The following is a 19,560-nucleotide window of genomic DNA, read 5'->3' on the forward strand; positions in this document are numbered from 1 at the left end:
GATCATGCTCCGGTGAACCTGAACCCTCGAAGTTCCGTACGCCTCTGGGCCGTTCCGGCAGCCGCCGCCACGCTGGCTGTCCTCTCGCCGCTGGCCGCCGGCCCCGCCGACGCACGGCCCGCCGACGCGAAGCCGGCCCGGTCCGCACCGCGGCCCGCGACCGCCGCCGAGGCACGCACGGACGCCTACCTGACCTCGCTGCGCGACAGCCCCGACCGGCTCCGCTCCTTCTTCCGGGCCATGCCCAAGGGCGGTGACCTGCACAACCACTTGTCGGGCGCGGTCTCCACCGAGTACCTCATCGAGCTCGCCGCGCAGGACGGGCTCTGCATCGACTCCACGATGACCGCCGTGCCCCCGCCCTGTGGCCCCGGCACCCGGCCCGCCGCCGACGCCCGCACCGACCGCGCCTTCCACGACGACCTCGTCCGCGCCTGGTCCATGCAGGACTTCCCGGCGGACCAGAACGGCCACGACCACTTCTTCGACACCTTCGGGAAGTTCGGCGAGGTCACCTGGCGCAACCGCGGCAAGCTGCTCTCCCAGGTCGCCGACGAGTCCGTACGGCAGAACCAGTTCTATCTGGAGACCATGGTCAGCCCGGCGTCCGACGGCGCCAAGAAGCTCGCGAACGAGGTGGGCTGGGACGCCGACCTCGCCGCGCTGCACCGCAAGCTCCTGGCCGGCGGCCGACTCGACGCGCTGGTCGCCGAGTCCCGCAAGGAGGCGGACGACGGCGACGCCGAGTTCCGCACCACCTCGCACTGCGGCACGCCGCAGGCGCGCCCCGGCTGCGAGCTCACCGTCCGCTGGATCTCCCAGGTGTCGCGCGGCAGTTCACCCGAGCGGGTCTTCACGCAGATGGCGCTCGGGATGCGGCTCTCCGAGCGCGACGGCCGCTTCGTCGCCGTGAACCTCGTGCAGCCCGAGGACTGGGACAGTTCGCTGGCGAACTACAGCCTCCAGATGCGCATGCTGAAGTACCTGCGCGGGGTCTACCCGAAGGCCCATGTCACCTTGCACGCGGGCGAGTTGTGGCCCGGCCTGGTCAAGCCCGAGGACCTGAAGTTCCACATCCAGGAAGCCGTCGACGTGGCCCGCACCGAGCGCGTCGGCCACGGAGTCGACCTGGTCCACGAGGACAACTGGCAGCGCACCGCCCGCCGGATGGCCGACCGCGAGACCGCCGTCGAGGTCCCCTTCACGAGCAACGCTCAGATCCTCGGGGTCAAGGGCGCCGACCACCCCTTCGAGACGTACCGCGCGTACGGGGTGCCGATCGTCCTGTCCACGGACGACCAGGGCATCTCGCGCATCGACATCACGCACGAGTACCAGTACGCCGCGAAGACCTACGGCCTGTCGTACTCGGAGCTGAAGGACCTGGCCCGCGCCTCCCTGGAGTACGCGTTCCTGCCGGGCACCAGCGTGTGGCGCGGGAACCCGACGGCCGACGGGTACCGCGCGGTCCCGGCCTGTCAGGGTGAGCGCCCCGGCCTGCCGGTGCGGACGCGGTCCTGCCGTGCCCTGCTCGCCGACAGCCCGAAGGCGCGCACCGAGTGGCGTCAGGAAGCCGCGTTCGCGACGTTCGAGCGGAACGCCGGGAGCTGATCCGCAGCCGGCACGGACCCGGATCCGTCCGGGTCCGTGCCGGGGGAGGGGAAGTGCGGCAGGACCGTCTCGGCGAGCTCGTGGAGGACCTCCTCGACGGGCCGGTCGCCGGGGCGGAGGTTGAACGAGACGTGGGCGACGCCCAGTTCGCCCATCGCCGCCAGATGTTCGACGAGGGCGTGGGCGCCGGCCCGCAGGCCGAGCCGGATCGGCGTCGCGCCGGCGTCCGGGTCCCGGGTGAGATCCAGCTGCATGGGCGTGAGGTACGGCTTGGCCGGGTCGTCCCCCGTCAGCTCCCGCCACTCCCGCGTCTTGAGGCGCAACGCCCCGAGCGGGCGCGGGTAGTTGAGCGAGGCGTCCGCGTTCCGCGCGATCCACTCGGCGGACTGCTGGGCGTGCCCCGCCACGGCGATCGGCACGGTCGCGCCGGTCGGCTTGGGCAGCACGTCGAGCCGGCGGTCCGCGTCGAGGCCGAGCTTGGGCAGCTCCATCCCGGCACCTTCGGCAGGCCGGGCCCATGCGGCGCGCAGCGTCTCGACGCCCTGGCGGAACGTGCCACCGCGGGCGTGGAAGTCCTCGCCGAACAAGGGGTACTCGACGGGCCGGTCCCCGCTCGCGAGACCCAGGACGAACCGGCCGCCCGACAGCACGTCCACCGTGGCCGCGGCCTTGGCAACGAGGAGCGGACGGCGCAGCGGCAGTACGACGGCCGCGGTGCCGAGCACGGCCCGCCGGGTCACGGCCGCGAGATGCCCGAGGTGCGTGAACGTCTCGAAGACGGAGCCGGCGTCACCGAAGTGCTCCGGGTCGTACAGCGGAACGTCCCGCACCCACAGCCCCGAGAAGCCCAACTCGTCCGCGAGTGCGGCGAGTTCGGCGTGGCGGGTCAGGTCGGGGACGCCGAACGGGGCGCCCGAGCGCTGGCCGGCGCGCTGTCGGGTGGGGCCCCAGTCGTTGTCGAGGGGCAGTTCGAGACCCAGGGTCGGCAGGCCCTTGGGGTTCACGAGCCGATTCAGGGCGGTGGGGGCGGCAGACATCACACGTACGGCTTTCGGGAGTGAGGGGGAGCGGCCCGGGCGGGGCGGCACGCGCGTCGGGTGCCGCCCCGCCCGGGCTGGGTGGGTCAGTTCAGCTCGTCGGGGTGCGGGCCCGTGCGCAGGTCGCGGTCGAGGGCGGCGACGGCGGTCATCTCGTCGTCGGTGAGGGTGAAGTCGAAGACGTCGAGGTTCTCGCGGATGCGGGCGGGCGTGACCGACTTGGGGATCACGACATTGCCGAGCTGGAGGTGCCAGCGCAGGACGACCTGGGCCGGGGACTTGCCGTGGCGGGCCGCGATCGCGGTGATCGCCTCGTCCTTGAGGACGGCGCCCTGGGCGAGCGGGCTCCAGGCCTCCGTGGCGATGCCGAGCGCGGCGTGCTTGGCGCGCAGCTCGCTCTGCTGGAGGCCGGGGTGCAGCTCGATCTGGTTGACGGCCGGGACCAGCTCGGAGCCCTCGATCAGGCGGTCGAGGTGGGCGGGCTGGAAGTTGGAGACACCGGCGGCGCGGACGCGGCCGTCGGCGACCAGCTTCTCGATGGCCTTCCAGGTCTCGCGGTACAGGTCGCGGGCCGGGGTCGGCCAGTGGATCAGGTACAGGTCGACGTGGTCGAGGCCGAGCTTGGCGAGGCTGGCGTCGAAGGCGTCGAGCGTGGCCTGGTAGCCCTGGTCGGCGTTCCACAGCTTGGTGGTGATGAACAGGTCCTCGCGGGCGATGCCGGACTCGGCGAGGGCCTTGCCGACGCCCGCCTCGTTGCCGTAGATCGCGGCGGTGTCGATGGAGCGGTAGCCCGCTTCCAGGGCGGAGGCGACGGCGGCGGTCGTCTCGGCGTCGGGGACCTGGAAGACGCCGAAGCCGAGCTGGGGGATCTCGACGCCGTTGTTGAGGGTGACGGTGGGGATGCTGACGGGTGCCATGGTGCGTGGGCCTTTCAGGCGGTGCGGGTGGTGAGGGTGTAGCGGACGGTCTGGGCGCTGATGAGTCCGTCGCGGAAGACGAACGTGTCGACGCCGTCGGTGACCTGGTGGGTGCCGGTGGTGGCGGTCCACTGGAGGAACAGCACGTTCCCGGCGAAGGTCGGGGTCAACTGCCAGTCGGCGTCGGGGAGATCGGCCAGGAGGCGGCCGATGCCCCGCTGGACGCCGGCGCGTCCGGTGAGGACTCCGTCGGGGGTGACGAAGACGGCGTCCTCGGTGTAGTTCCGGCTGATGAGGTCGAGGTCGCCGGTGCCCAGGCGGGCCCCGTGGTCGGCGAAGACCTCCTGCGGGGTGCGGCTCATCGGGCGAGCCCGGCGAGCGCGGTGCCGGCGAAGCCGTGGTCCTGGTCCGGGGTGCCGCCGCCGACGCCGATCGCGCCGATCAGGCGGCCGTCGCGGTGGAGGGGCAGGCCGCCCGCGATGAACAGGAGCGGCTTGTCGAGGGCGGTGGGCAGGGAGTGGAACGGGCCCTCGGGCTTGACCAGGTCCACCAGGTCGGCCGTGGGGGCGTCGAGCTGGAGGGCGGTGTAGGCCTTGCGGGTGCTGGTCTCGCCGGAGATCAGCACGGCCCGGTCGTCGCGGCGGAAGGCGAGGAGGTGGCCGCCGGCGTCCAGGACGGTGACGCTGACAGCGACCCCGGCGTCCTCCGCGGCGCGACGGGCTGCCGAGACCAGGCTCTCGGCCTCGGCGGTGGTGAGGGGGGTGACGGTGGGGGCGGCGGTGCTCATGGGTACAGGTCCTTCTGGGTTGGTGCGGGGTGGTGTGGTGCGGGCCGCGGCGGCGGGCGGCGCCTGCCGGTGGCCCTTGCGGGGGTGTCAGTGAGATGCCGGGACCTGGGCCGGGGCCGGCTGGGCAGCGCCCGTGACGACCCGGCTGGACGCGCGGCGGGACCGGCGGTCCAGGGCGGCGGCGACGAAGGCCAGAATCAGGGCCGTCGCGGAGAGGATGGCACCGACCCAGTTCGGGGAGGTGTAGCCGAGCCCCGCGGCGATGACGATCCCGCCGAGCCACGCGGCCAGCGCGTTGCCGAGGTTGAAGGCGCCGATGTTCGCGGCGGAGGCCAGGGTCGGGGCGGCCGAGGCCTGGTCGAGGACCCACTTCTGGAGCGGCGGCACGGTCGCGAAACCGAGGGCGCCGATCAGGGAGAGGGTGATCGCGGCGAGGACCTTGTTGTGGGCGGTGGCCGTGAAGAGGAGCAGGGCGGCGCTCAGCCCGGCGAGGGCGGTGAACAGCATCGGCATCAGGCGCCGGTCGGCGAACCGGCCGCCCAGCAGGTTGCCCAGGAACATGCCGATCCCGAACAGGACGAGCAGCCAGGTCACGGCGCCTTCGGTGAAGCCGGCGACCTCGGTCATCATCGGCGTGATGTAGGTGATCGCGGCGAACACACCGCCGTAGCCGAGGACGGTCATCGCCATGGCGAGCCAGACCTGGACGTTCTTGAAGGCGGCGAACTCGCGGCGCACGCTGACCGATTCGGGCCGGCCGGTCTCGGGGACGAGCTTGGCGACGCCGAGGAAGCCGACGATGCCGAGCGCGGCGACGATGAGGAACGTGACGCGCCAGCCCGCGGCCTGCCCGATGGACGTGCCGCCGGGGACGCCGACGATGTTGGCCACGGTCAGGCCCATGAACATCAGGGAGATCGCGGAGGCCTTCTTCTGCGGGGCGACGAGGTCGGCTGCGACGACGGAGCCGATGCCGAAGAACGCGCCGTGCGCGAGGGAGGCGACAACCCGGCCGGCGAGCATGAGGCCGAAGGTCGGGGCGAGGGCGGAGAGCGTGTTCCCGACGACGAAGAGCGCCATGAGGGCCATGAGCATCTTCTTGCGGGACACCTTGGTGCCGAGGACGGTGAGCAGCGGGGCGCCGACGACGACGCCGAGCGCGTAGCCGGAGACGAGCCAGCCGGCGGTGGGGATGGTGACGCCGAAGTCTCCCGCGACCTGGGGCAGCACGCCCATGATCACGAACTCGGTGGTGCCGATCCCGAAGGCCCCGATGGCCAGGGCCAGGAGAGCGAGAGGCATGGGGAGATACCTTCCAGGTCGTTGCGTGGAGCGCTTACGTTGGAAGACAATAATTGCATGCGCGGGATAAATGCAAGCGCACGAAGCTCTGGATGTATGTAGTCCGCGTGTGCAACTATGGGAGCAGAAGGAGGTCACCATGACCGCGACCGCCCCCGCACTCACCGCCCTCGCCCAGGGCTGGTGCGCCCTCTCCCTGCTCCACGGGAGGATCGAGGCCCACATCGAGCGCGCCCTGCAGTCCCGCCACGACCTGAGCGTGCGCGAGTACTCCCTGCTGGACGTCCTCAGCCGCCAGCACGACGGAGAGGGCGGCCACCTCCAGATGAAGCAGGTCGCCGACGCCGTCGTCCTCAGCCAGAGCGCCACCACCCGCCTCGTCACCCGTCTCGAGGACCGCGGCCTGCTCATGCGCTACCTGTGCCCCACCGACCGGCGCGGCATCTACACCAACGTCTCCGACCAGGGACTCCAGCTCCTCGCCGAAGCCCGCCCCACCAACGAGGCCGCCCTGCGCGAGGCCCTCGCCGAGGCGGCACAGGACGAGCGGCTCGCGCCACTGGTGCGTGCCGTCGAGGGCGCACCGGTGCTCGCCGCCTGAGCCGGCGCCCCGGGTGCTAGGCCGGCGTGAGCCACGTCCGGCACAGCCACCACGCCGTCATCGCGCCGAACGGGTCCGCCGGGTCGATCCCGGTGAGGTCGGCGAAGCGCTGGACGCGGTTGCGGACCGTGTTGGGGTGGACGAAGAGCCGCTCGGCGGCGGCCGTGACGTCGCGGCCGCACTCCAGCCAGGCCCGCACCGCCGAGGCGACCGGCTCCGCGTGCGCGCCCAGCGCCGTCCACGCCGCACGGTGCCGGTCCGTGAGCATCGCCGCGAGGTCGGCCCGGTCGGCCACCGCCGCGAGCACGGCGACGTCCGCCACGTGCACCACCCCCGCACGCCCCGTCGACTCGGCCGCCGTGAGCGCGGCCAGCGCCAGCCGCCGTACCGTGCCCAGCTCCTCGGCCTCCGCCGGACCCGCGAGCCCCGCCCGGCCGCCGCCGCGCACCGCCCGCGCCCCCGGACGGCGTACGAAGACGCCGACCAGGAGCCCGTCCACGTGCGCGAGCAGCGCCGGACCCTGATCGCGCACCGTCTGTTCGACCGCGCTGTCGTCCGGGCGCGCCACCAGCACCCACAAGCCGCCGCCCGCCGGCAGACCCGCCTCGGCCGCTGCCAGCGTCGCCGCCGAACCCCCTTCGAGGAGCCGCCGCAGCACCGCCAGATCCCGGCCGCCCGCCGTGTGCCGCCCGGTGTCGGCGGCCCGGTGCGCCGCGATCAGCCGGGCCCGCACCGCCTGCGCCCAGTCGTCGTACAGCTCCCGCGTGTCCAGCAGCACGCCGGCCTCGATCCCGCACGCGGCGGCCGACTCCCGGGCCCGCGACCAGATGGCCCGCTCCGCGACATGGATCGCCCCGAGCACCGCCTCGATCGGCACCCCCTGCCGGGCCCGCGTCGAACCCAGCTCTTCAACGAACGACAGCTCCGCCTCCGTCGGCCCGCGCCGCGCGGCCAGCGCCCGCGTCGCCGCCACGAGCAGCGCCCGGGTGTGCCCCGCGATGTCCGCGGCGGGCAGCACCGCCACCTCCCGCACCGAGCTGCGCACCCCCGTCACCACGGAGGGCAGCAGATCGTCCTCGCCGACGACCCGCTCGATGAGGTCGACCACGCCGCTCCAGCTGTCCTGTGCCATGCCCGGCATCCTCGCCCCCGTTGTGGCCGGGCACAACGGGGGGCCGCAATCACGTACCGGGCGACATGTCCCTCGGCGGAAACGGCTCCTACGGTTGGCGGCAGCCACAGCGTCCCGCCCGTGTCCCCCGTCGTCGCAGAGGAGCCGCACCATGCGCCCACCGAGTCGTGTCGCCGTCGTCGGCGCGGGAGCGGCCGGCCTCGCCACCGTGAAGGCGCTGCTCGACGCGGGCGTCGAACCCGTCGGATACGAGCGCGGGGACGGGCCCGGCGGGCTGTGGGTGCGCGACAACTCCAGCGGCCTGTCCCCGGCGTACGCCTCGCTGCACCTGAACACCAGCAAGGGCCGCACCCAGTTCGCCGACCTTCCGATGCCGGCCGACTGGCCCGACTACCCGTCCGCCGATCTCGTCGCCGGGTACCTCGCCGACTACTGCGAGACCTTCGGACTGGCCGAACACCTCCGCTTCGGCACCACCGTCACCGCCGTCGAGCGCGCCGAGGACGGCCCCGGCTGGCTCGTCACCCACGAGAGGGGCGACGGCGGCACCGGCACCCACACCGAAACCGAGCGCTACGACGCCGTCGTCGTCGCCAACGGCCACAACTGGGACCCCCGGCGCCCCGAGCCCGCCCACCCCGGCACCTTCGTCGGCACCCAGATGCACGCCCACGACTACCGCACCCCCGACGCCTTCCGGGACCGCCGCGTCCTCGTCGTCGGCATGGGCAACTCGGCGATGGACATCGCCGTCGACGCCTCCTACGTGTCGCGCGGCCCCGTCCTGCTCTCCGCCCGGCGCGGTGTCCACGTCGTCCCCAAGTACCTGTTCGGCCGGCCCTCCGACGCGACCGGCGGCGCCCTCGCCGTCCTGCCCTGGCGGCTGCGCCAGCGGGTCGCCGAGACCATGCTGCGGCTCGCCGTCGGCACCCCGCAGAGCTACGGACTGCCCGCGCCCGCGGGCGGTCTCTTCCAGAACCACCCCACGATCAGCGACACGATCCTGCACCGCCTCACCCACGGCGAGGTCACCGCCCGCCCCGGCGTCGCAAGCCTCGACGACGACCACGTCGTCTTCACCGACGGCCGCCGCGAACCCGTGGACGTCATCGTGTGGGCCACCGGCTACCGCGTCACCATCCCGTTCCTGTCCGAGCGCTGGCTCGGCCCCGACCCCGAGCGCCTGCGCCTCTACCAGCGGGTCTTCCACCTCGACGACCCCAGCCTGTGCTTCGTCGGCCTCATGCAGTCCACCGGCGCCGCCCTGCCCGTCGTCGAGGCCCAGGCCCGGCTCGCCGCCGCCCACCTCGGCGGCACCTACGCCCTGCCCTCGCCCGAGGAACGACGCCGCGCCGCCGCCCGCGCGCTGCGCGCCGCCGTCGAACGATGGGGCGAGCGCCGCCCCGCGATGCGCATCGACTTCGACCAGTACGTGGCCGAGGTGCCGCGCGAGCTCGCGGCCGGCGCCGCCCGGCTGCGGCGCGGCGCCCGCCCCTTCACCCCGGACCGGCGGCCCTTCATCCCGGCCCAGCAGGACAGGAGATCCGCCGTATGACGACCCCCGCCCCTCCGCGCGGGCTGCGCGACGCCCAGGGACTGCGCGTCCTCGTCACCGGGGCCTCCGGCACCTTCGGCCGCGCCGTCTGCGCCCGGCTCTCCGCGCTCGGCGCCCACGTGATCGGCCTCGACCTGGCCCCGGGACCGGACGACCCCGTCGAGGTCCTGCCCTGCGACCTCACCGACGACGCCGCCGTGCCCGTCGCCGTGGCCGCCGCCCTCGACCGGCTCGGCGGCCTCGACCTGCTGATCAACAACGCGGGCATCGGCGGCCCGGCCCCGGCCGAGCTGCCGCCCGGCGACGCGGTCCGCCGCCAGCTCGACCTCAACCTCCTCGGCACCTGGCGCACCACGGCCGCCTGCGCCGACGCCCTGGTCGCCGCCCGCGGGCGGGTCGTCATGGTGTCCTCCCGCATGGCCGTCATGCAGCTGCCGCTCGCCGCCGCCTACGGAGCCTCCAAGCGCGCCCTCGTCGCCTACGCCGACGCCCTGCGCCTCGAACTCGGCACCCACGTCGGCGTCACCTGCGTCTATCCGTCCGCCGTGCGCAGCCCCATCCACGACTCGACCGCCGCCGCCGGACTCTCCCTGGAGGGCATGAGCAGTTACGAGTCCCTCGACGGCGTCGTCGACACCGTGCTCCGCGCCGGGCTCGGCCGCCGGGTGCGCCGCGACCTGCCGACGACCCGGCGCGGCGCCGTCGAGTTCTTCCTCGCCCGTCACCTCCCCGCGCTCACCGACCGCATCGTCGCGCGCACCCTCGCCGGACGCGTCCGCGCCGACGCGTTCGAGGGCGCCGAACTCGCCGCCGGTGTCGTGCGCCGCCACCGGTCCGCACCGTGACCGCGCCCGCCCGGGCCCGCACCGGGGACCTCACCCTCTACGCCGCCGGATCCGTCGGCATGGGCCTGTGGGTGACGGTCCCCGGCCTCCTGCTCCTCTACTTCCTCACCCAGACCCTCGGCGTGCCCGCGTTCCTCGCCGGGACCACGCTGCTGCTGCCCAAGCTCGTCGACATCGTGGTCCACCCGCTGCTCGGCTCCCGCTCCGACCGGCAGGCCCGCCGCACCGGACACCGCCGCGGCATGCTCCGCTGGGGCCTGCTCCTGGCCGTGGCCTGGACCGCCCTGTTCAGCGTCCCCGGCGGGCTGACCGGGACGAGCGCCGCGCTGTGGGTCGGCGGCTGCTACATCGCGGGGAACCTGCTGTTCGCCTGCTTCCAGGTCCCGTACCTCACGACCCCCTCCGACCTGCGCATCGGCTACCACGAACGCACCCGCGTCTTCCTCTTCCGCATGGTGTTCCTGACCCTCGGCCTGCTGGCCGCCGGGGTCAGCGCGCCGAGTCTGGTCGCCTCGGGGGAGCGCGGCGCCTACGCGCGCATGGCGCTGCTGCTCGCCGGCGGGCTCGTCGTCTCGGCTCTGCTCGCCGTGCGCGGGGTCCGCCGGCTCACCGACCACTGCGGGTTCAAGGCCCCGGGCGAGCGCGCCCACGCGGTCCGCGAGGACGTCCGGGCGGCCTGGCGCGACCGCGACTTCCGCGCGCTGCTGCTCTCGTACCTCTTCACCGGCACGACCACGCACCTCTTCCTCGCCGCGCTGCCCTTCTACACCCAGTACGTGCTCCGGGACCGCTCCCTGACGGCCGTCCTCATGGGCGCGTTCCTGGTGCCGGCCACCGTCGTCGGCCCGCTGTGGCTCCAGCTCTCGCGGCGGACCGGCAAGCAGCGCGGGCTGCTGATCGCGCAGGGCATGTTCCTCGCGGGCTCGCTCGCGCTCCTGCCCGGCCGGGCGCTCGGCACGGCCGCGACCCTCGGTGTGGTCGTCGTCATGGGCGCGGCCTTCGCCGGGCTCCAGCTCTTCGCGTTCTCGATGCTGCCCGACGTCGTCGCGGCGGCCGAGGCGCGGGGCGCCGCCGACGCGGGCGCGTACACCGGGGTCTGGACGGCGACCGAGGCGACCGGCACCGCCGTCGGCCCCTACGTGTACGCGGCGGTCCTCGCGGCGGCGGGCTTCGTCTCCTCTACGGAGGGCACGACCGTCGCCCAGACGGACCCCGCGCTCCGGGCGCTGCTGTGGGGGTTCACGGCGCTGCCCGCCGCCCTCATGGGCGTCGCGCTCCTCTTCCAGCGGCGGTACGGTCTCGACCGCGCCGCCGGCCGGATCAGCGCGCCGTCCCGAACACCTGCGTCCACCACGGGCCGCCCGAGCCCTGATGGACACCGACCCCTGTCTCCTTGAACGCGCAGTTGAGGATGTTCGCCCGGTGCCCCGGGCTGTTCATCCACCCGTCCATGACCTGCGCCGGCGTCTGCTGCCCGCGCGCGATGTTCTCGCCGTACGTGGACCAGGTGTAGCCCGCGGCCGTGATCCGGTCGCCGGGGTCGTTGCCGTCCGGGTCGGTGTGGTCGAAGTAGTTCCGCGCGGCCATGTCGTCGGAGTGCCCGAGGGCCGCCTTGTCGAGCGTGCTGTTCTGCCGGACGGGCGCGCAGCCGTTCTTCGCCCGCTCGGCGTTGACCAGCTGGGTGACCTGCTGGCCGAAGGTGCCGGACGGCGCCTTCGTGGGGGCGGGGGGCGCGGGGCGCCGCGTCGTCGGGGTCGGCTGGGGACGCGGCGGCGTCGACGTCTTCTTCTTGGCCCGCGTCGGCCGGGCCGAACTGCGCGACGGGGAGGCCTTGGGCGAGGCGGAGCGGGACGCGGACGCGGAGGGGGAGGCGCTGCTCGGCTCCGGCGTCTCGGACGGTACGGGCGCGGCCTGCGTCCGCACGGTGTCCGCCCCCTCGTCCGGGCCGAGCTGGGTGAGCACGCCGACCGCGCCGCCGCCCGCGACGAGCACGGCGACACCGAGCAGCGCGGTGCGGCGACGCCGGGCCCGACGCTCGCGCCGGGTCCGGCTGCGGGGCGTCGTACGTATCTCCCCGGTGCCGCCGGTGCCCGACGTCTCGCTGTACGCGGTCGTGCCGAAGGCGTCGGTCTCGGGGAGGTACGGCTCGCCGTGCAGGGGGAGCCCGAGCGGGTCCGGGGACGAGCCGTGGGCCGCGAGGCCGGTCGCCGGGTCCGGCACGGCTCCGTAGGCGAGGGCGGAGGCGACCGGGACCAGGCCGAGGCCCGCGAGCAGGCCCTCGGCCGGCACCAGGCCCGCACCGAAGCGGGAGCAGACCGTGCAGGACCGGGCGTGCCGGGCCAGCCGCTTGCGCCACAGCGGCGACGGCGTCCCGTCCCACGCGCCGAGCGTCTCGTCCAGCAGGGCGCAGCGCGGATCGCGGGACATCGCCCGCACGATCACCCGCGCGTTCTCCAGGTGCTCCTTCATGCGCTGGACGCGGACGGCCGTGTGCGCCGGCGACAGCTCCAGCGCCGCGGCCACCTCCGCGCGGGTCAGCTCGCCGGCCGCCTCCAGCCACCACAGCGACAGCAGCTCACGGTCCGCGGGCTCCAGCCAGCGGGTCGCCTCCGCCACCTCGCGGCGCTGCCCCGACAGCCCCATGCGCACGATCGTCAGATTCACGAAGTCCGACGCCGGGTCCGCGAGCTCGTGGGCCTCGCCAAGCTCCCCGTACGAGGGGGCCGCCTGCCGGGCCTGCCAGCGGCTGCGCACCTGGTTCATGGCGATGGCCACGAGCCAGGACCGGAACTGCTCGGGCGCGCGCAGCGACGGCAGCCCGGACAGGGCGCGGATCATCGTCTCCTGCACGACGTCGTCCACGTCCGCGTGCCCGTGCAGCGCCCGGCCCACCACGTTGTAGACGAGCGGCAGGTACGCGGCGACCACCTCGTCCTGCGCCCGCTGGTCCCCGCCCTGCGCCGCCCGGATCATCGCGGTGTGCCGTTCGCTGTCCATGCCCTGTCCACTCTCCGCCCCGCAGGCCCGCTCGGCCTGAGTTTCGTCCGACATCATGGAGACCTTGCGGCGATGACGTAATAACGAAAATCTCAGTCGGCGCTGCGAAGTGGTCACGGTGGGGCACTCAGTGGTCAGGGAACGACCGGAACCGTCCACTTCTGGTTGGAAGTGCCCTGACAGTCCCAGATGATGACCTGTGTGCCGTTGGTGGTGTTACTTCCCGGAATGTCCAGGCAGCGGCCGGAGGCGGGGTTGCGCAGGGTCCCGTTCTCGGCGCGCCACTGCTGGTTGGTGCCGCCCGTGCAGGTCCACACGATCGCCGGGGTCCCGTTCGTCTGTGCCCCGCCCTGCACGTCGAGGCACAGGCCCTGGCCCATGAGATGCAGGGCGCCGTCCTTGCCGAGCACCCAGGCCTGCTCGGCCGCGCCGGTCGGGGCGGTGACGACCGCGGGCGAGCCGGACGTGTTCTGTGCCCCGGCGAGCACCTTGCCGCCGAGTCCGGTGACCGGGCCGCGCACCGAGTTGCCGATCCCGTTCGTCTGCACCGAGCCGCCGGAGACCGTGTCCACCCGTGAGTACGCGGCGCAGGACGAGCTGACCTGGGTGGAGGAGACGCTCGCGGTCACCGCGCCGCCGTTCCCGACGGGCACGCCGAAGCGGGCCTGCGAGTACGGCTGGTCGTCGCACGAGGCCTTCGGGTTGTTCCACTCGAAGTACTCCGCCCAGTCCACCATCCCGTTCGGCGAGATCTGCGTGGAGCCGGCGCGGATGCTGCCGAGCTTGAACGAGGCGCCCGTCGTCTCGTTCGTCACCGTCACGCCGAACCAGCGGTCGCCCTCGTGCGCGACCCGGGTGCGGAAGGTGTCGCCCTCCTTCCAGTCGGTCTTCAGGCGGCAGCTCTTGCCGACGCCCTCGCCGCCGAAGTCCAGGCAGTAGCTCCCGGCGGAGCCGGTCTTCGCTTCCGTGGCGTCCCACACGGAGAACAGGAACGTGCGGGTCTGGCCCGGGCCGTTGGACTGCATGCCGGTGTATGCGCCGTTGCCCGCGGTGAAGCCGAACTGGTGGCTCCAGAAGATGTTCGACGCGGGCCCCGCGTCCTTGGTGACGGTCGTCCGGAACGTCACGTCGCTCAGTCCGGCCGTCCCGGAGGGGAATCCGTAGTGCGTGTACGAGCCCGGCGTGTCCGAGGCCGCGGCCGGGCCGGCGGTGGCCAGGCCGGTCCCTGCGGCGAGCATCAGCACGCCCGCGGCGGCGAGCAGGCTTCGACCCCGTCTTCTGGAGGGGCGCGGGGACGTGCTTCTGGAAGGGCGCGGGGACGTGCGGGACGTGCGGGGTGTGGGGGAGCGCATGTCGGGTCCTCTCGTGTCCGTGCACGCTGTGTGTCCGGCGACCGGAAGTGCCGGACGCCGGAAGTGCCTTGCGGAGTTTGCGGAGGAGGAACGGCCGCAATCGTCCACCCGACCGGCTCCGGTGACAAGACCTGCGTGGAGTGCAGGGGAATCCGTCAACTCCACGCATCGCGCGGCTCGTTGTGATCGAACTGGCCCGGTGTTTCGGTCAATTGATCGGAATTTGATCGAACGCTAGAAGCGTATTGACTCGATCAGGGGCCCGCCCTAGTTTCTGGCGCACTTCCAGCAGAGAGGTGCACCCATGAGGGTCATGCGTTCTCCGGGCCGAGCACTCCTGGCGGTCGCGCTCGCCGGTGCCGGCCTGGTCGCGCTCCAGGACACCCCGGCCGCCGCGGCCGGGGTCACGACGTACGTCGACTGCTCGGCCGCCACCCCCGGCACCGGCACGGCGAGCAGCCCGTACAACAGCCTCGCCCAGGCCAACGCCCCGACGTACGCGCCGGGCGACACCCTCGCCCTCGCCGCCGGGACCACCTGCACCGGCACCCTGGCGCCGCGCGGCAGCGGGACCGCCGCCGCGCCGATCACCGTCACCGCCTACGGCACCGGCACCCCGCCCGTCGTCGACGGCGCCGGCGCGGCGGACGCCATGCGCCTCACCGACCAGGACCACTGGACGGTCCGCGACATCAAGCTCACCAACCCCGCCGGGACCCTCGCCCGCCGCACCGGACTGCGCGTGTCCGCCACCGACGGCAAGGCCCACACCGGATTCGATCTCGGCAACCTCGTGATCGACCGCGTGGCCGGCCAGACCAACAAGAACTCCCCGACGACCGACGACTACGTCCAGTCCGCCGGCATCGTCACCGGCGCGAGCGGCACCGGCTCCACGCTCAACGACGTCCACGTGCACGACAACAAGGTCAGCAACACCGGCGGCGGCGGCCTCAAGATCCGCGTCGGCGCCATGGCCACCAAGGGCAGCGGCGTCCTCGTCGAACGCAACACCGTGACCGACGTCGGCGGCGACGCCGTCATCGTCAGCTACGCCGATTCCCCGATGATCCAGTACAACGTGGCCTCCGGCACCGGCAACGGCGTCTATCCGTTCTCCGGCGGCAACTTCGCCGGCATCTGGGTCCTCGGCGACCACAACCCGACCATCCAGAAGAACGTCGTCCACAGCACCACCCGGATGTCCGTCGCCGACAGCCAGGCCTTCGACTGCGACTGGGGCAACACCGGCTACTGCACCGTCCAGTACAACTACAGCCGCGACAACATCGGCGGCTTCTTCCTCGACTGCGACGGCTGCGGCACCAGCGGCGCCGCCAAGGAGATCGTCCGCTACAACATCTCCGAGAACGACTGCCGCATGAGCAGCGGCGGCAGCGGACGCTCCGCCCTGCACCTCTACAACAACGTCATCTACTGCACGGACAAGAAGCTCTCCATCACCCTGCCGAGCACCAGCGTCGTCGAGAACAACATCTGGGTCGGCACCACCGACTCCCGACTGCCCACCGGCACCGGCATCTCCTATCTGTGGAACGTCTACCAGGGCGTCCCCCGGCCCACCGCCAACGGCATCACCGGCGACCCCGGCTTCGTGAACCCCGGCACCGGCGGCACCACCCTCGACTCCGTCGACGGGTACAAGCTGAAGAGCACCTCGCCGGCCCTGAACAACGGCTCGGTCATCACCGACAACGGCGGTCGCGACTACTGGGGCAACCCCGTCTCCGCGACCGTCAAACCGCACCGCGGCGCCTACAACGGCCCCGGCCTGTAAGCGCCGTCGCCCACCACACCGCAGCTCCGCCGTACCCGATCACATGACCGGAAGTGATCGGGTACGGTGCGTCGGAGGCCGACGGACCGACGGCGGCCGGAGCCGGGGGAGGGGCCCATGACCGTGTCCGCGCAAGCGCGCCGCACCCGCATCCTGGAGGCACTGCGCGGGACCGGCGCCGTCCGCGTCGTCGACCTCGCCGACCGCCTCGGCGTCCCGGCGGTCACCCTGCGCCGCGATGTCGCCGCGCTCGCCGACGAGGGGCGGCTCAGCCGCACCCACGGTGCGGTCGAACTCCTCACCGACGACCGCGCCGAGCCCGGCCGCGACCGCGTGATCGGCATGCTCGTGCCCACCGTCGGCCAGTACTTCGACGAGGTCGTCGCCGGCGCCCGCGCCGCCGCGGTCGCCGCAGGGGCCCGCCTCGTCCTCGGCATCGCCCCCTACGGCGCCGACAGCGACCGCGTCCAGGTCCAGCGCCTGCTGGAGTCCGAGGTCGACGGACTGCTCCTCGCCCCCGACTGGCACCCCGGCCGGGGAGGCCGCGACACCGAGTGGCTCGGCGAACTCCCGGTGCCCGCCGTCCTGGTGGAGCGCCGCGCCGAGTTCGGCAGCCCCGCCGCCGAACTCGACGCCGTCTGCTCCCACCACCGCCACGGCGTCCTCCTCGCCCTGCGCCACCTCGCCGGGCTCGGCCACCGCGCCGTCCTGCTCGCCGCCCGCGACGACACCTACACCGCCCGCGACGTGCGCCGCGGCTACCAGGAGGCCGTCGACCTCCTCGGCCTCGACGCCCTGCCCGTCACCGACGTGCCCGGGCCCGCCGACCCGGCCGCCCTGGCCGCACGCCTCGCCGAGGCCGCCGCCTCCGGCGTGCGCGCCGCCCTCGTCCACAACGACCAGGACGCCCTCCAACTCCCCGCGCTCCTGCGCACCCACGGCCTCACCGTCCCCGCCGACCTCGCCCTCGTCGCGTACGACGACGTGTACGCCGCGCTCGCCGACCCACCACTCACCGCGGTGGCCCCGCCCAAGCGCGCTGTGGGCGCCGAGGCCCTGCACCTGCTGCTGCGCCGGCTGGCCGAGGGCGACACACTCCCGACCCAACAGACCGAACTGCTCCCGACATTGAAGATCCGCCAGTCCTGCGGACACTGGAATTCCTGTGGGCAGCGGATGTCCGGCTGAGCGCCGGACGCGTATGCCGAAGGGGCCGGCCTCCCGGGAAGCCGGCCCCTTCGCACCGCCCGTACGTCCGCTCAGCGGCGCAGCGCCGCCGCCCCGGCGCGGGCGAACTTCTCGTCCAGGTCGCCCGACGGGGCACCGGCCACGCCGATGCCGGCGATCGGGGAGCCCTTGGCCGTCACCGGCACACCGCCCGCGAGGAACAGTGTGCCCGGGATGTCCTTGAGGGTCGGCTGCTGCTGAAGACGTCCGACCAGCACCGACGTCGGGGCGTTGAACGACACGGCCGTGTACGCCTTGCGGATGGCCGACTCGTAGGACTGCGGGCCCGCACCGTCGCCGCGCAGGGTCACCAGCGTGTTGCCGTTGCGGTCCACGACGGCGACCGAGACGCGCTGGCCCTCCGCCACGGCCGCGTCCATCGCGGCCTCGGCGGCCTTCGCGGCGGCGCGGATCGTCAGGTGCGTCGACTCGGTGAGGTACCTGTGCGCCACGTCGCCCGGCGTGGCCGTGGCGTGCGCCGCGGGCGCGGCGACGGCGGCCGAGGCCGCGCCCGCGCTGCCGAGCGTGAGGACCGCGGCGGCGAGGAGACCGCCGGTGACGGCCCGGGCGGTGCGGGCGAAGGGGCTGGCGGTGAGCTTCATGGTCCGGTGACTCCTGGGAGTGAGGGAACGTGCCACTGACGTGCCACCGATATGTGTCCCGAACCGGACCCCGCACAGCCTGCGTCCCCACGACGTCACCCGGCAGCCGTACGCAACCGGCACGCACGGCGGCGCGTCCCTCGTCGTACAAGATCGACACCGCTGCGGCGGGGAACGAGGAGGCACCTGTGACGCGAGGTACGGCCACGCGATACCTGTACGTGGTCCGGCACGGCCAGGCCGAGGGAGAGGGGGACGCACCGCTGACCGAGGCAGGGCGGCGGCAGGCGAGTCTGCTCGGCGAACGGCTGCGCGGCGTCCCCTTCGCCGCCGTCCACCACGGACCGCTCCCGCGCGCCACGCAGACCGCCCGCCTGATCGGCGACCGGCTCGGCGCCCAGGTGCCGCTGCACCCCTGCGACGCCGCCGGCGACTACGTGCCGCATCTGCCCGAGCGGCACGAACTCCCCGAGGACTGCGCCGACTTCTTCCTCGGCCACCTCTCCGGTGTCGCCAAGGAGGAGGCCGCGGAGGGCGCGCGGCTCGCCCAGGAGGCCCTCGACCGGTTCACGGGACCCGTGACCGAAGGCACCGAGGACCGTCACGAGCTGCTCGTGACGCACAGCTTCCTCGTCGCCTGGCTCGTGCGGGACGCGCTCGACGCCCCCGCCTGGCGCTGGCTCGGCCTGAACCCCGGCAACGCGGCACTGACCGTCATCCGTTACGCTCCCGGACGCCCCGCCGGTGTCCTCGTCCTGAACGACGTCGGCCATCTCCCCGAGGAGCTGCGCTGGACGGACTCCCCCGACGTCCTGCGCGTCTGACGGGCCGCTCAGTGGGCGACGGGTTCCTCCCGCTCGCCCACGGAGTCGAGGAAGAGCAGGGCCGTGAGCAGGGCGCCGCTGGAGGCGGGGCAGATCCCGTAGCGGGTCATCTCCTCGTCCAGCGCGTCCAGGAGCCGGGCCCCCTCCTCGGAACCGGCCCCGCCCGCGGCCAGGGCGGCCGTGGCGTCCTGCTGGATCATGCGCAGCGCCAGCGGCCCCTTCTCCCGCACCACGCGCCCGTCGTCGACGGCGGCGATCAGCGCGAGCAGCGCGTCCAGCTGAGCGGTCTCCGCCGGGACGCCCCGGGCGCGGGCCGCGCGGATCGAGGTCAGCGCGTCCTCGACGACACCGACGGCCTGCTGCTTGTCGGTGCCGGACATCGCGCGGTAGCTCTCCTGGAAGTGACCGGACGGCTCGATCAACTCGTCGAGCCCGAGCGCGATCCGGCAGGCCTGGCCGGGGCTCGTGGCACCCTGCGCGTACGCCGCGGAGAGCAGGCACAGCAGCCGGGCGGCGACGTCGAGGCCGTTGAGGGAGGCCAGGTACGGCACGCGTTCCTGTGCGAGGCGGCATGCGGCGGCCAGCCGGTCGAGGTCCGGGCCCGCGCCCGCGGCCGCGTGGAAGGCGCCGTGCAGTCCGACGCCCGCGTCGATGAGCGAGGAGAACACCGAGTTCGCGGGCAGCCGCGCCGTGCGGCAGTCCGGCAGGCCCGGCTTGGGGGTCAGGAACACCTCGCGGGTGAACGCCGCCACGGCGAGATCAGCGACGTCGTCCGCGCGAGCGCCGAAGGGCAGTCCGGTCGTACGGGGAGAACGGTGGTCGAGCATCAGCAAGGTCCTCCTGGAGGGGGGCACCTCGGCGCGGTCGTCCGTCTCCCGGCGCACGGAGGCACCGTCACGCGACACCGGGACCCCCAGGTTCTGCCCGCCCCGGCCGCGCGCGGAATCGGGACCAAGGTCCCGGAGCGCGGGTC

General features: G+C 73.6%; 18 protein-coding genes. 8 read left to right on the forward strand and 10 right to left on the reverse strand.

Annotated features, from left to right (window positions below; all coding sequences use genetic code 11):
* Nucleotides 1-18: 18 nt before the first annotated feature.
* A complete protein-coding gene (locus ACZ4E1_RS04700) occupies nucleotides 19-1,611 on the forward strand; it encodes an adenosine deaminase family protein (protein WP_467536647.1) in 1,593 nt (530 codons plus the stop codon).
* On the opposite strand, the gene ACZ4E1_RS04705 is transcribed toward ACZ4E1_RS04700, so the two are convergent.
* From ACZ4E1_RS04705 to ACZ4E1_RS04725, 5 genes are all read right to left on the reverse strand, one after another.
* Nucleotides 1,566-2,615: a TIGR03571 family LLM class oxidoreductase gene (locus ACZ4E1_RS04705; RefSeq protein ID WP_467535822.1), complete on the reverse strand. Its 1,050-nt coding sequence runs from the start codon at nucleotides 2,613-2,615 to the stop codon at nucleotides 1,566-1,568. The two genes, ACZ4E1_RS04700 and ACZ4E1_RS04705, sit on opposite strands and share 46 nt — an antisense overlap.
* Nucleotides 2,616-2,734: 119 nt before the next feature.
* On the reverse strand, nucleotides 2,735-3,565 hold the full coding sequence (locus tag ACZ4E1_RS04710) for an aldo/keto reductase (protein WP_467535825.1): 831 nt from the start codon (nucleotides 3,563-3,565) through the stop codon (nucleotides 2,735-2,737).
* Between the two features lie 14 nt (nucleotides 3,566-3,579).
* Nucleotides 3,580-3,927, reverse strand: a complete 348-nt coding sequence (locus tag ACZ4E1_RS04715) for a nuclear transport factor 2 family protein (RefSeq protein WP_467535827.1) — start codon at nucleotides 3,925-3,927, stop codon at nucleotides 3,580-3,582.
* On the reverse strand, nucleotides 3,924-4,352 hold the full coding sequence (locus ACZ4E1_RS04720) for a GlcG/HbpS family heme-binding protein (protein ID WP_467535829.1): 429 nt from the start codon (nucleotides 4,350-4,352) through the stop codon (nucleotides 3,924-3,926). Before ACZ4E1_RS04720 ends, ACZ4E1_RS04715 begins: the two co-directional genes overlap by 4 nt.
* An 87-nt stretch (nucleotides 4,353-4,439) precedes the next feature.
* Nucleotides 4,440-5,654, reverse strand: a complete 1,215-nt coding sequence (locus ACZ4E1_RS04725; protein ID WP_467535831.1) for an MFS transporter — start codon at nucleotides 5,652-5,654, stop codon at nucleotides 4,440-4,442.
* Nucleotides 5,655-5,793: 139 nt separating this feature from the next.
* Here ACZ4E1_RS04725 and ACZ4E1_RS04730 point away from each other — a divergent pair, with 139 nt between their 5' ends.
* The gene (locus ACZ4E1_RS04730) at nucleotides 5,794-6,255 is read left to right on the forward strand and encodes a MarR family winged helix-turn-helix transcriptional regulator (RefSeq protein ID WP_467535832.1); all 462 of its coding nucleotides are present in this window, start codon (nucleotides 5,794-5,796) and stop codon (nucleotides 6,253-6,255) included.
* Nucleotides 6,256-6,271: 16 nt separating this feature from the next.
* Here the strand turns inward: ACZ4E1_RS04730 and ACZ4E1_RS04735 are convergent, their stop codons facing one another.
* Complete coding sequence (locus ACZ4E1_RS04735) at nucleotides 6,272-7,387, reverse strand: helix-turn-helix domain-containing protein (RefSeq protein ID WP_467535833.1); 1,116 nt, start codon at nucleotides 7,385-7,387, stop codon at nucleotides 6,272-6,274.
* A gap of 151 nt (nucleotides 7,388-7,538) precedes the next feature.
* On the opposite strand from ACZ4E1_RS04735, the gene ACZ4E1_RS04740 reads away from it, so the two are divergent.
* The 3 genes from ACZ4E1_RS04740 to ACZ4E1_RS04750 are packed head-to-tail and all read left to right on the forward strand — an operon-like array spanning nucleotide 7,539 to nucleotide 11,184.
* Complete coding sequence (locus ACZ4E1_RS04740; protein WP_467535835.1) at nucleotides 7,539-8,942, forward strand: flavin-containing monooxygenase; 1,404 nt, start codon at nucleotides 7,539-7,541, stop codon at nucleotides 8,940-8,942.
* Nucleotides 8,939-9,787, forward strand: coding sequence for an SDR family NAD(P)-dependent oxidoreductase (locus tag ACZ4E1_RS04745; RefSeq protein ID WP_467535836.1), 849 nt, complete (start codon nucleotides 8,939-8,941; stop codon nucleotides 9,785-9,787). Before ACZ4E1_RS04740 ends, ACZ4E1_RS04745 begins: the two co-directional genes overlap by 4 nt.
* Nucleotides 9,784-11,184 carry an MFS transporter gene (locus tag ACZ4E1_RS04750; protein ID WP_467535838.1) on the forward strand — a complete coding sequence of 467 codons (1,401 nt, stop codon included), beginning with the start codon at nucleotides 9,784-9,786 and terminating at the stop codon, nucleotides 11,182-11,184. The genes ACZ4E1_RS04745 and ACZ4E1_RS04750 overlap by 4 nt, the downstream gene beginning before the upstream one ends.
* On the opposite strand, the gene ACZ4E1_RS04755 is transcribed toward ACZ4E1_RS04750, so the two are convergent.
* Together ACZ4E1_RS04755 and ACZ4E1_RS04760 are read right to left on the reverse strand one after the other, a co-directional pair.
* On the reverse strand, nucleotides 11,108-12,784 hold the full coding sequence (locus ACZ4E1_RS04755; RefSeq protein WP_467536649.1) for a sigma-70 family RNA polymerase sigma factor: 1,677 nt from the start codon (nucleotides 12,782-12,784) through the stop codon (nucleotides 11,108-11,110). The genes ACZ4E1_RS04750 and ACZ4E1_RS04755 overlap by 77 nt on opposite strands.
* A 134-nt stretch (nucleotides 12,785-12,918) precedes the next feature.
* On the reverse strand, nucleotides 12,919-14,022 hold the full coding sequence (locus ACZ4E1_RS04760) for an RICIN domain-containing protein (protein WP_467535841.1): 1,104 nt from the start codon (nucleotides 14,020-14,022) through the stop codon (nucleotides 12,919-12,921).
* Nucleotides 14,023-14,440: 418 nt separating this feature from the next.
* Between ACZ4E1_RS04760 and ACZ4E1_RS04765 the strand changes: the two genes are divergently transcribed.
* Nucleotides 14,441-15,934 carry a right-handed parallel beta-helix repeat-containing protein gene (locus ACZ4E1_RS04765; RefSeq protein ID WP_467535843.1) on the forward strand — a complete coding sequence of 498 codons (1,494 nt, stop codon included), beginning with the start codon at nucleotides 14,441-14,443 and terminating at the stop codon, nucleotides 15,932-15,934.
* A gap of 117 nt (nucleotides 15,935-16,051) precedes the next feature.
* Nucleotides 16,052-17,122: a substrate-binding domain-containing protein gene (locus ACZ4E1_RS04770; RefSeq protein ID WP_467535845.1), complete on the forward strand. Its 1,071-nt coding sequence runs from the start codon at nucleotides 16,052-16,054 to the stop codon at nucleotides 17,120-17,122.
* 71 nt (nucleotides 17,123-17,193) lie between these two features.
* Here ACZ4E1_RS04770 and ACZ4E1_RS04775 read toward each other — a convergent pair whose 3' ends face one another.
* Nucleotides 17,194-17,763 (reverse strand): GlcG/HbpS family heme-binding protein, encoded by a 570-nt coding sequence (locus ACZ4E1_RS04775; RefSeq protein WP_467535847.1) that lies wholly within the window; start codon nucleotides 17,761-17,763, stop codon nucleotides 17,194-17,196.
* Between the two features lie 188 nt (nucleotides 17,764-17,951).
* Between ACZ4E1_RS04775 and ACZ4E1_RS04780 the strand changes: the two genes are divergently transcribed.
* The gene (locus tag ACZ4E1_RS04780; protein WP_467535849.1) at nucleotides 17,952-18,587 is read left to right on the forward strand and encodes a histidine phosphatase family protein; all 636 of its coding nucleotides are present in this window, start codon (nucleotides 17,952-17,954) and stop codon (nucleotides 18,585-18,587) included.
* Between the two features lie 8 nt (nucleotides 18,588-18,595).
* Here the strand turns inward: ACZ4E1_RS04780 and ACZ4E1_RS04785 are convergent, their stop codons facing one another.
* On the reverse strand, nucleotides 18,596-19,471 hold the full coding sequence (locus ACZ4E1_RS04785) for a triphosphoribosyl-dephospho-CoA synthase (protein WP_467535851.1): 876 nt from the start codon (nucleotides 19,469-19,471) through the stop codon (nucleotides 18,596-18,598).
* Nucleotides 19,472-19,560: the final 89 nt, after the last annotated feature.

The sequence above is a fragment of the Streptomyces sp. NPDC025806 genome (assembly GCF_055558275.1).

Excerpts from the sequence above, each read along its gene's own strand:
- ACZ4E1_RS04710 (WP_467535825.1), bottom strand. The coding sequence starts at position 3,565 with ATGGCACCCGTCAGCATCCCCACCGTCACCCTCAACAACGGCGTCGAG.
- ACZ4E1_RS04715 (WP_467535827.1), bottom strand. The coding sequence starts at position 3,927 with ATGAGCCGCACCCCGCAGGAGGTCTTCGCCGACCACGGGGCCCGCCTG.
- ACZ4E1_RS04720 (WP_467535829.1), bottom strand. The coding sequence starts at position 4,352 with ATGAGCACCGCCGCCCCCACCGTCACCCCCCTCACCACCGCCGAGGCC.
- ACZ4E1_RS04725 (WP_467535831.1), bottom strand. The coding sequence starts at position 5,654 with ATGCCTCTCGCTCTCCTGGCCCTGGCCATCGGGGCCTTCGGGATCGGC.
- ACZ4E1_RS04730 (WP_467535832.1), top strand. The coding sequence starts at position 5,794 with ATGACCGCGACCGCCCCCGCACTCACCGCCCTCGCCCAGGGCTGGTGC.
- ACZ4E1_RS04735 (WP_467535833.1), bottom strand. The coding sequence starts at position 7,387 with ATGGCACAGGACAGCTGGAGCGGCGTGGTCGACCTCATCGAGCGGGTC.
- ACZ4E1_RS04740 (WP_467535835.1), top strand. The coding sequence starts at position 7,539 with ATGCGCCCACCGAGTCGTGTCGCCGTCGTCGGCGCGGGAGCGGCCGGC.
- ACZ4E1_RS04745 (WP_467535836.1), top strand. The coding sequence starts at position 8,939 with ATGACGACCCCCGCCCCTCCGCGCGGGCTGCGCGACGCCCAGGGACTG.
- ACZ4E1_RS04755 (WP_467536649.1), bottom strand. The coding sequence starts at position 12,784 with ATGGACAGCGAACGGCACACCGCGATGATCCGGGCGGCGCAGGGCGGG.
- ACZ4E1_RS04760 (WP_467535841.1), bottom strand. The coding sequence starts at position 14,022 with ATGCTCGCCGCAGGGACCGGCCTGGCCACCGCCGGCCCGGCCGCGGCC.
- ACZ4E1_RS04765 (WP_467535843.1), top strand. The coding sequence starts at position 14,441 with ATGAGGGTCATGCGTTCTCCGGGCCGAGCACTCCTGGCGGTCGCGCTC.
- ACZ4E1_RS04770 (WP_467535845.1), top strand. The coding sequence starts at position 16,052 with ATGACCGTGTCCGCGCAAGCGCGCCGCACCCGCATCCTGGAGGCACTG.
- ACZ4E1_RS04775 (WP_467535847.1), bottom strand. The coding sequence starts at position 17,763 with ATGAAGCTCACCGCCAGCCCCTTCGCCCGCACCGCCCGGGCCGTCACC.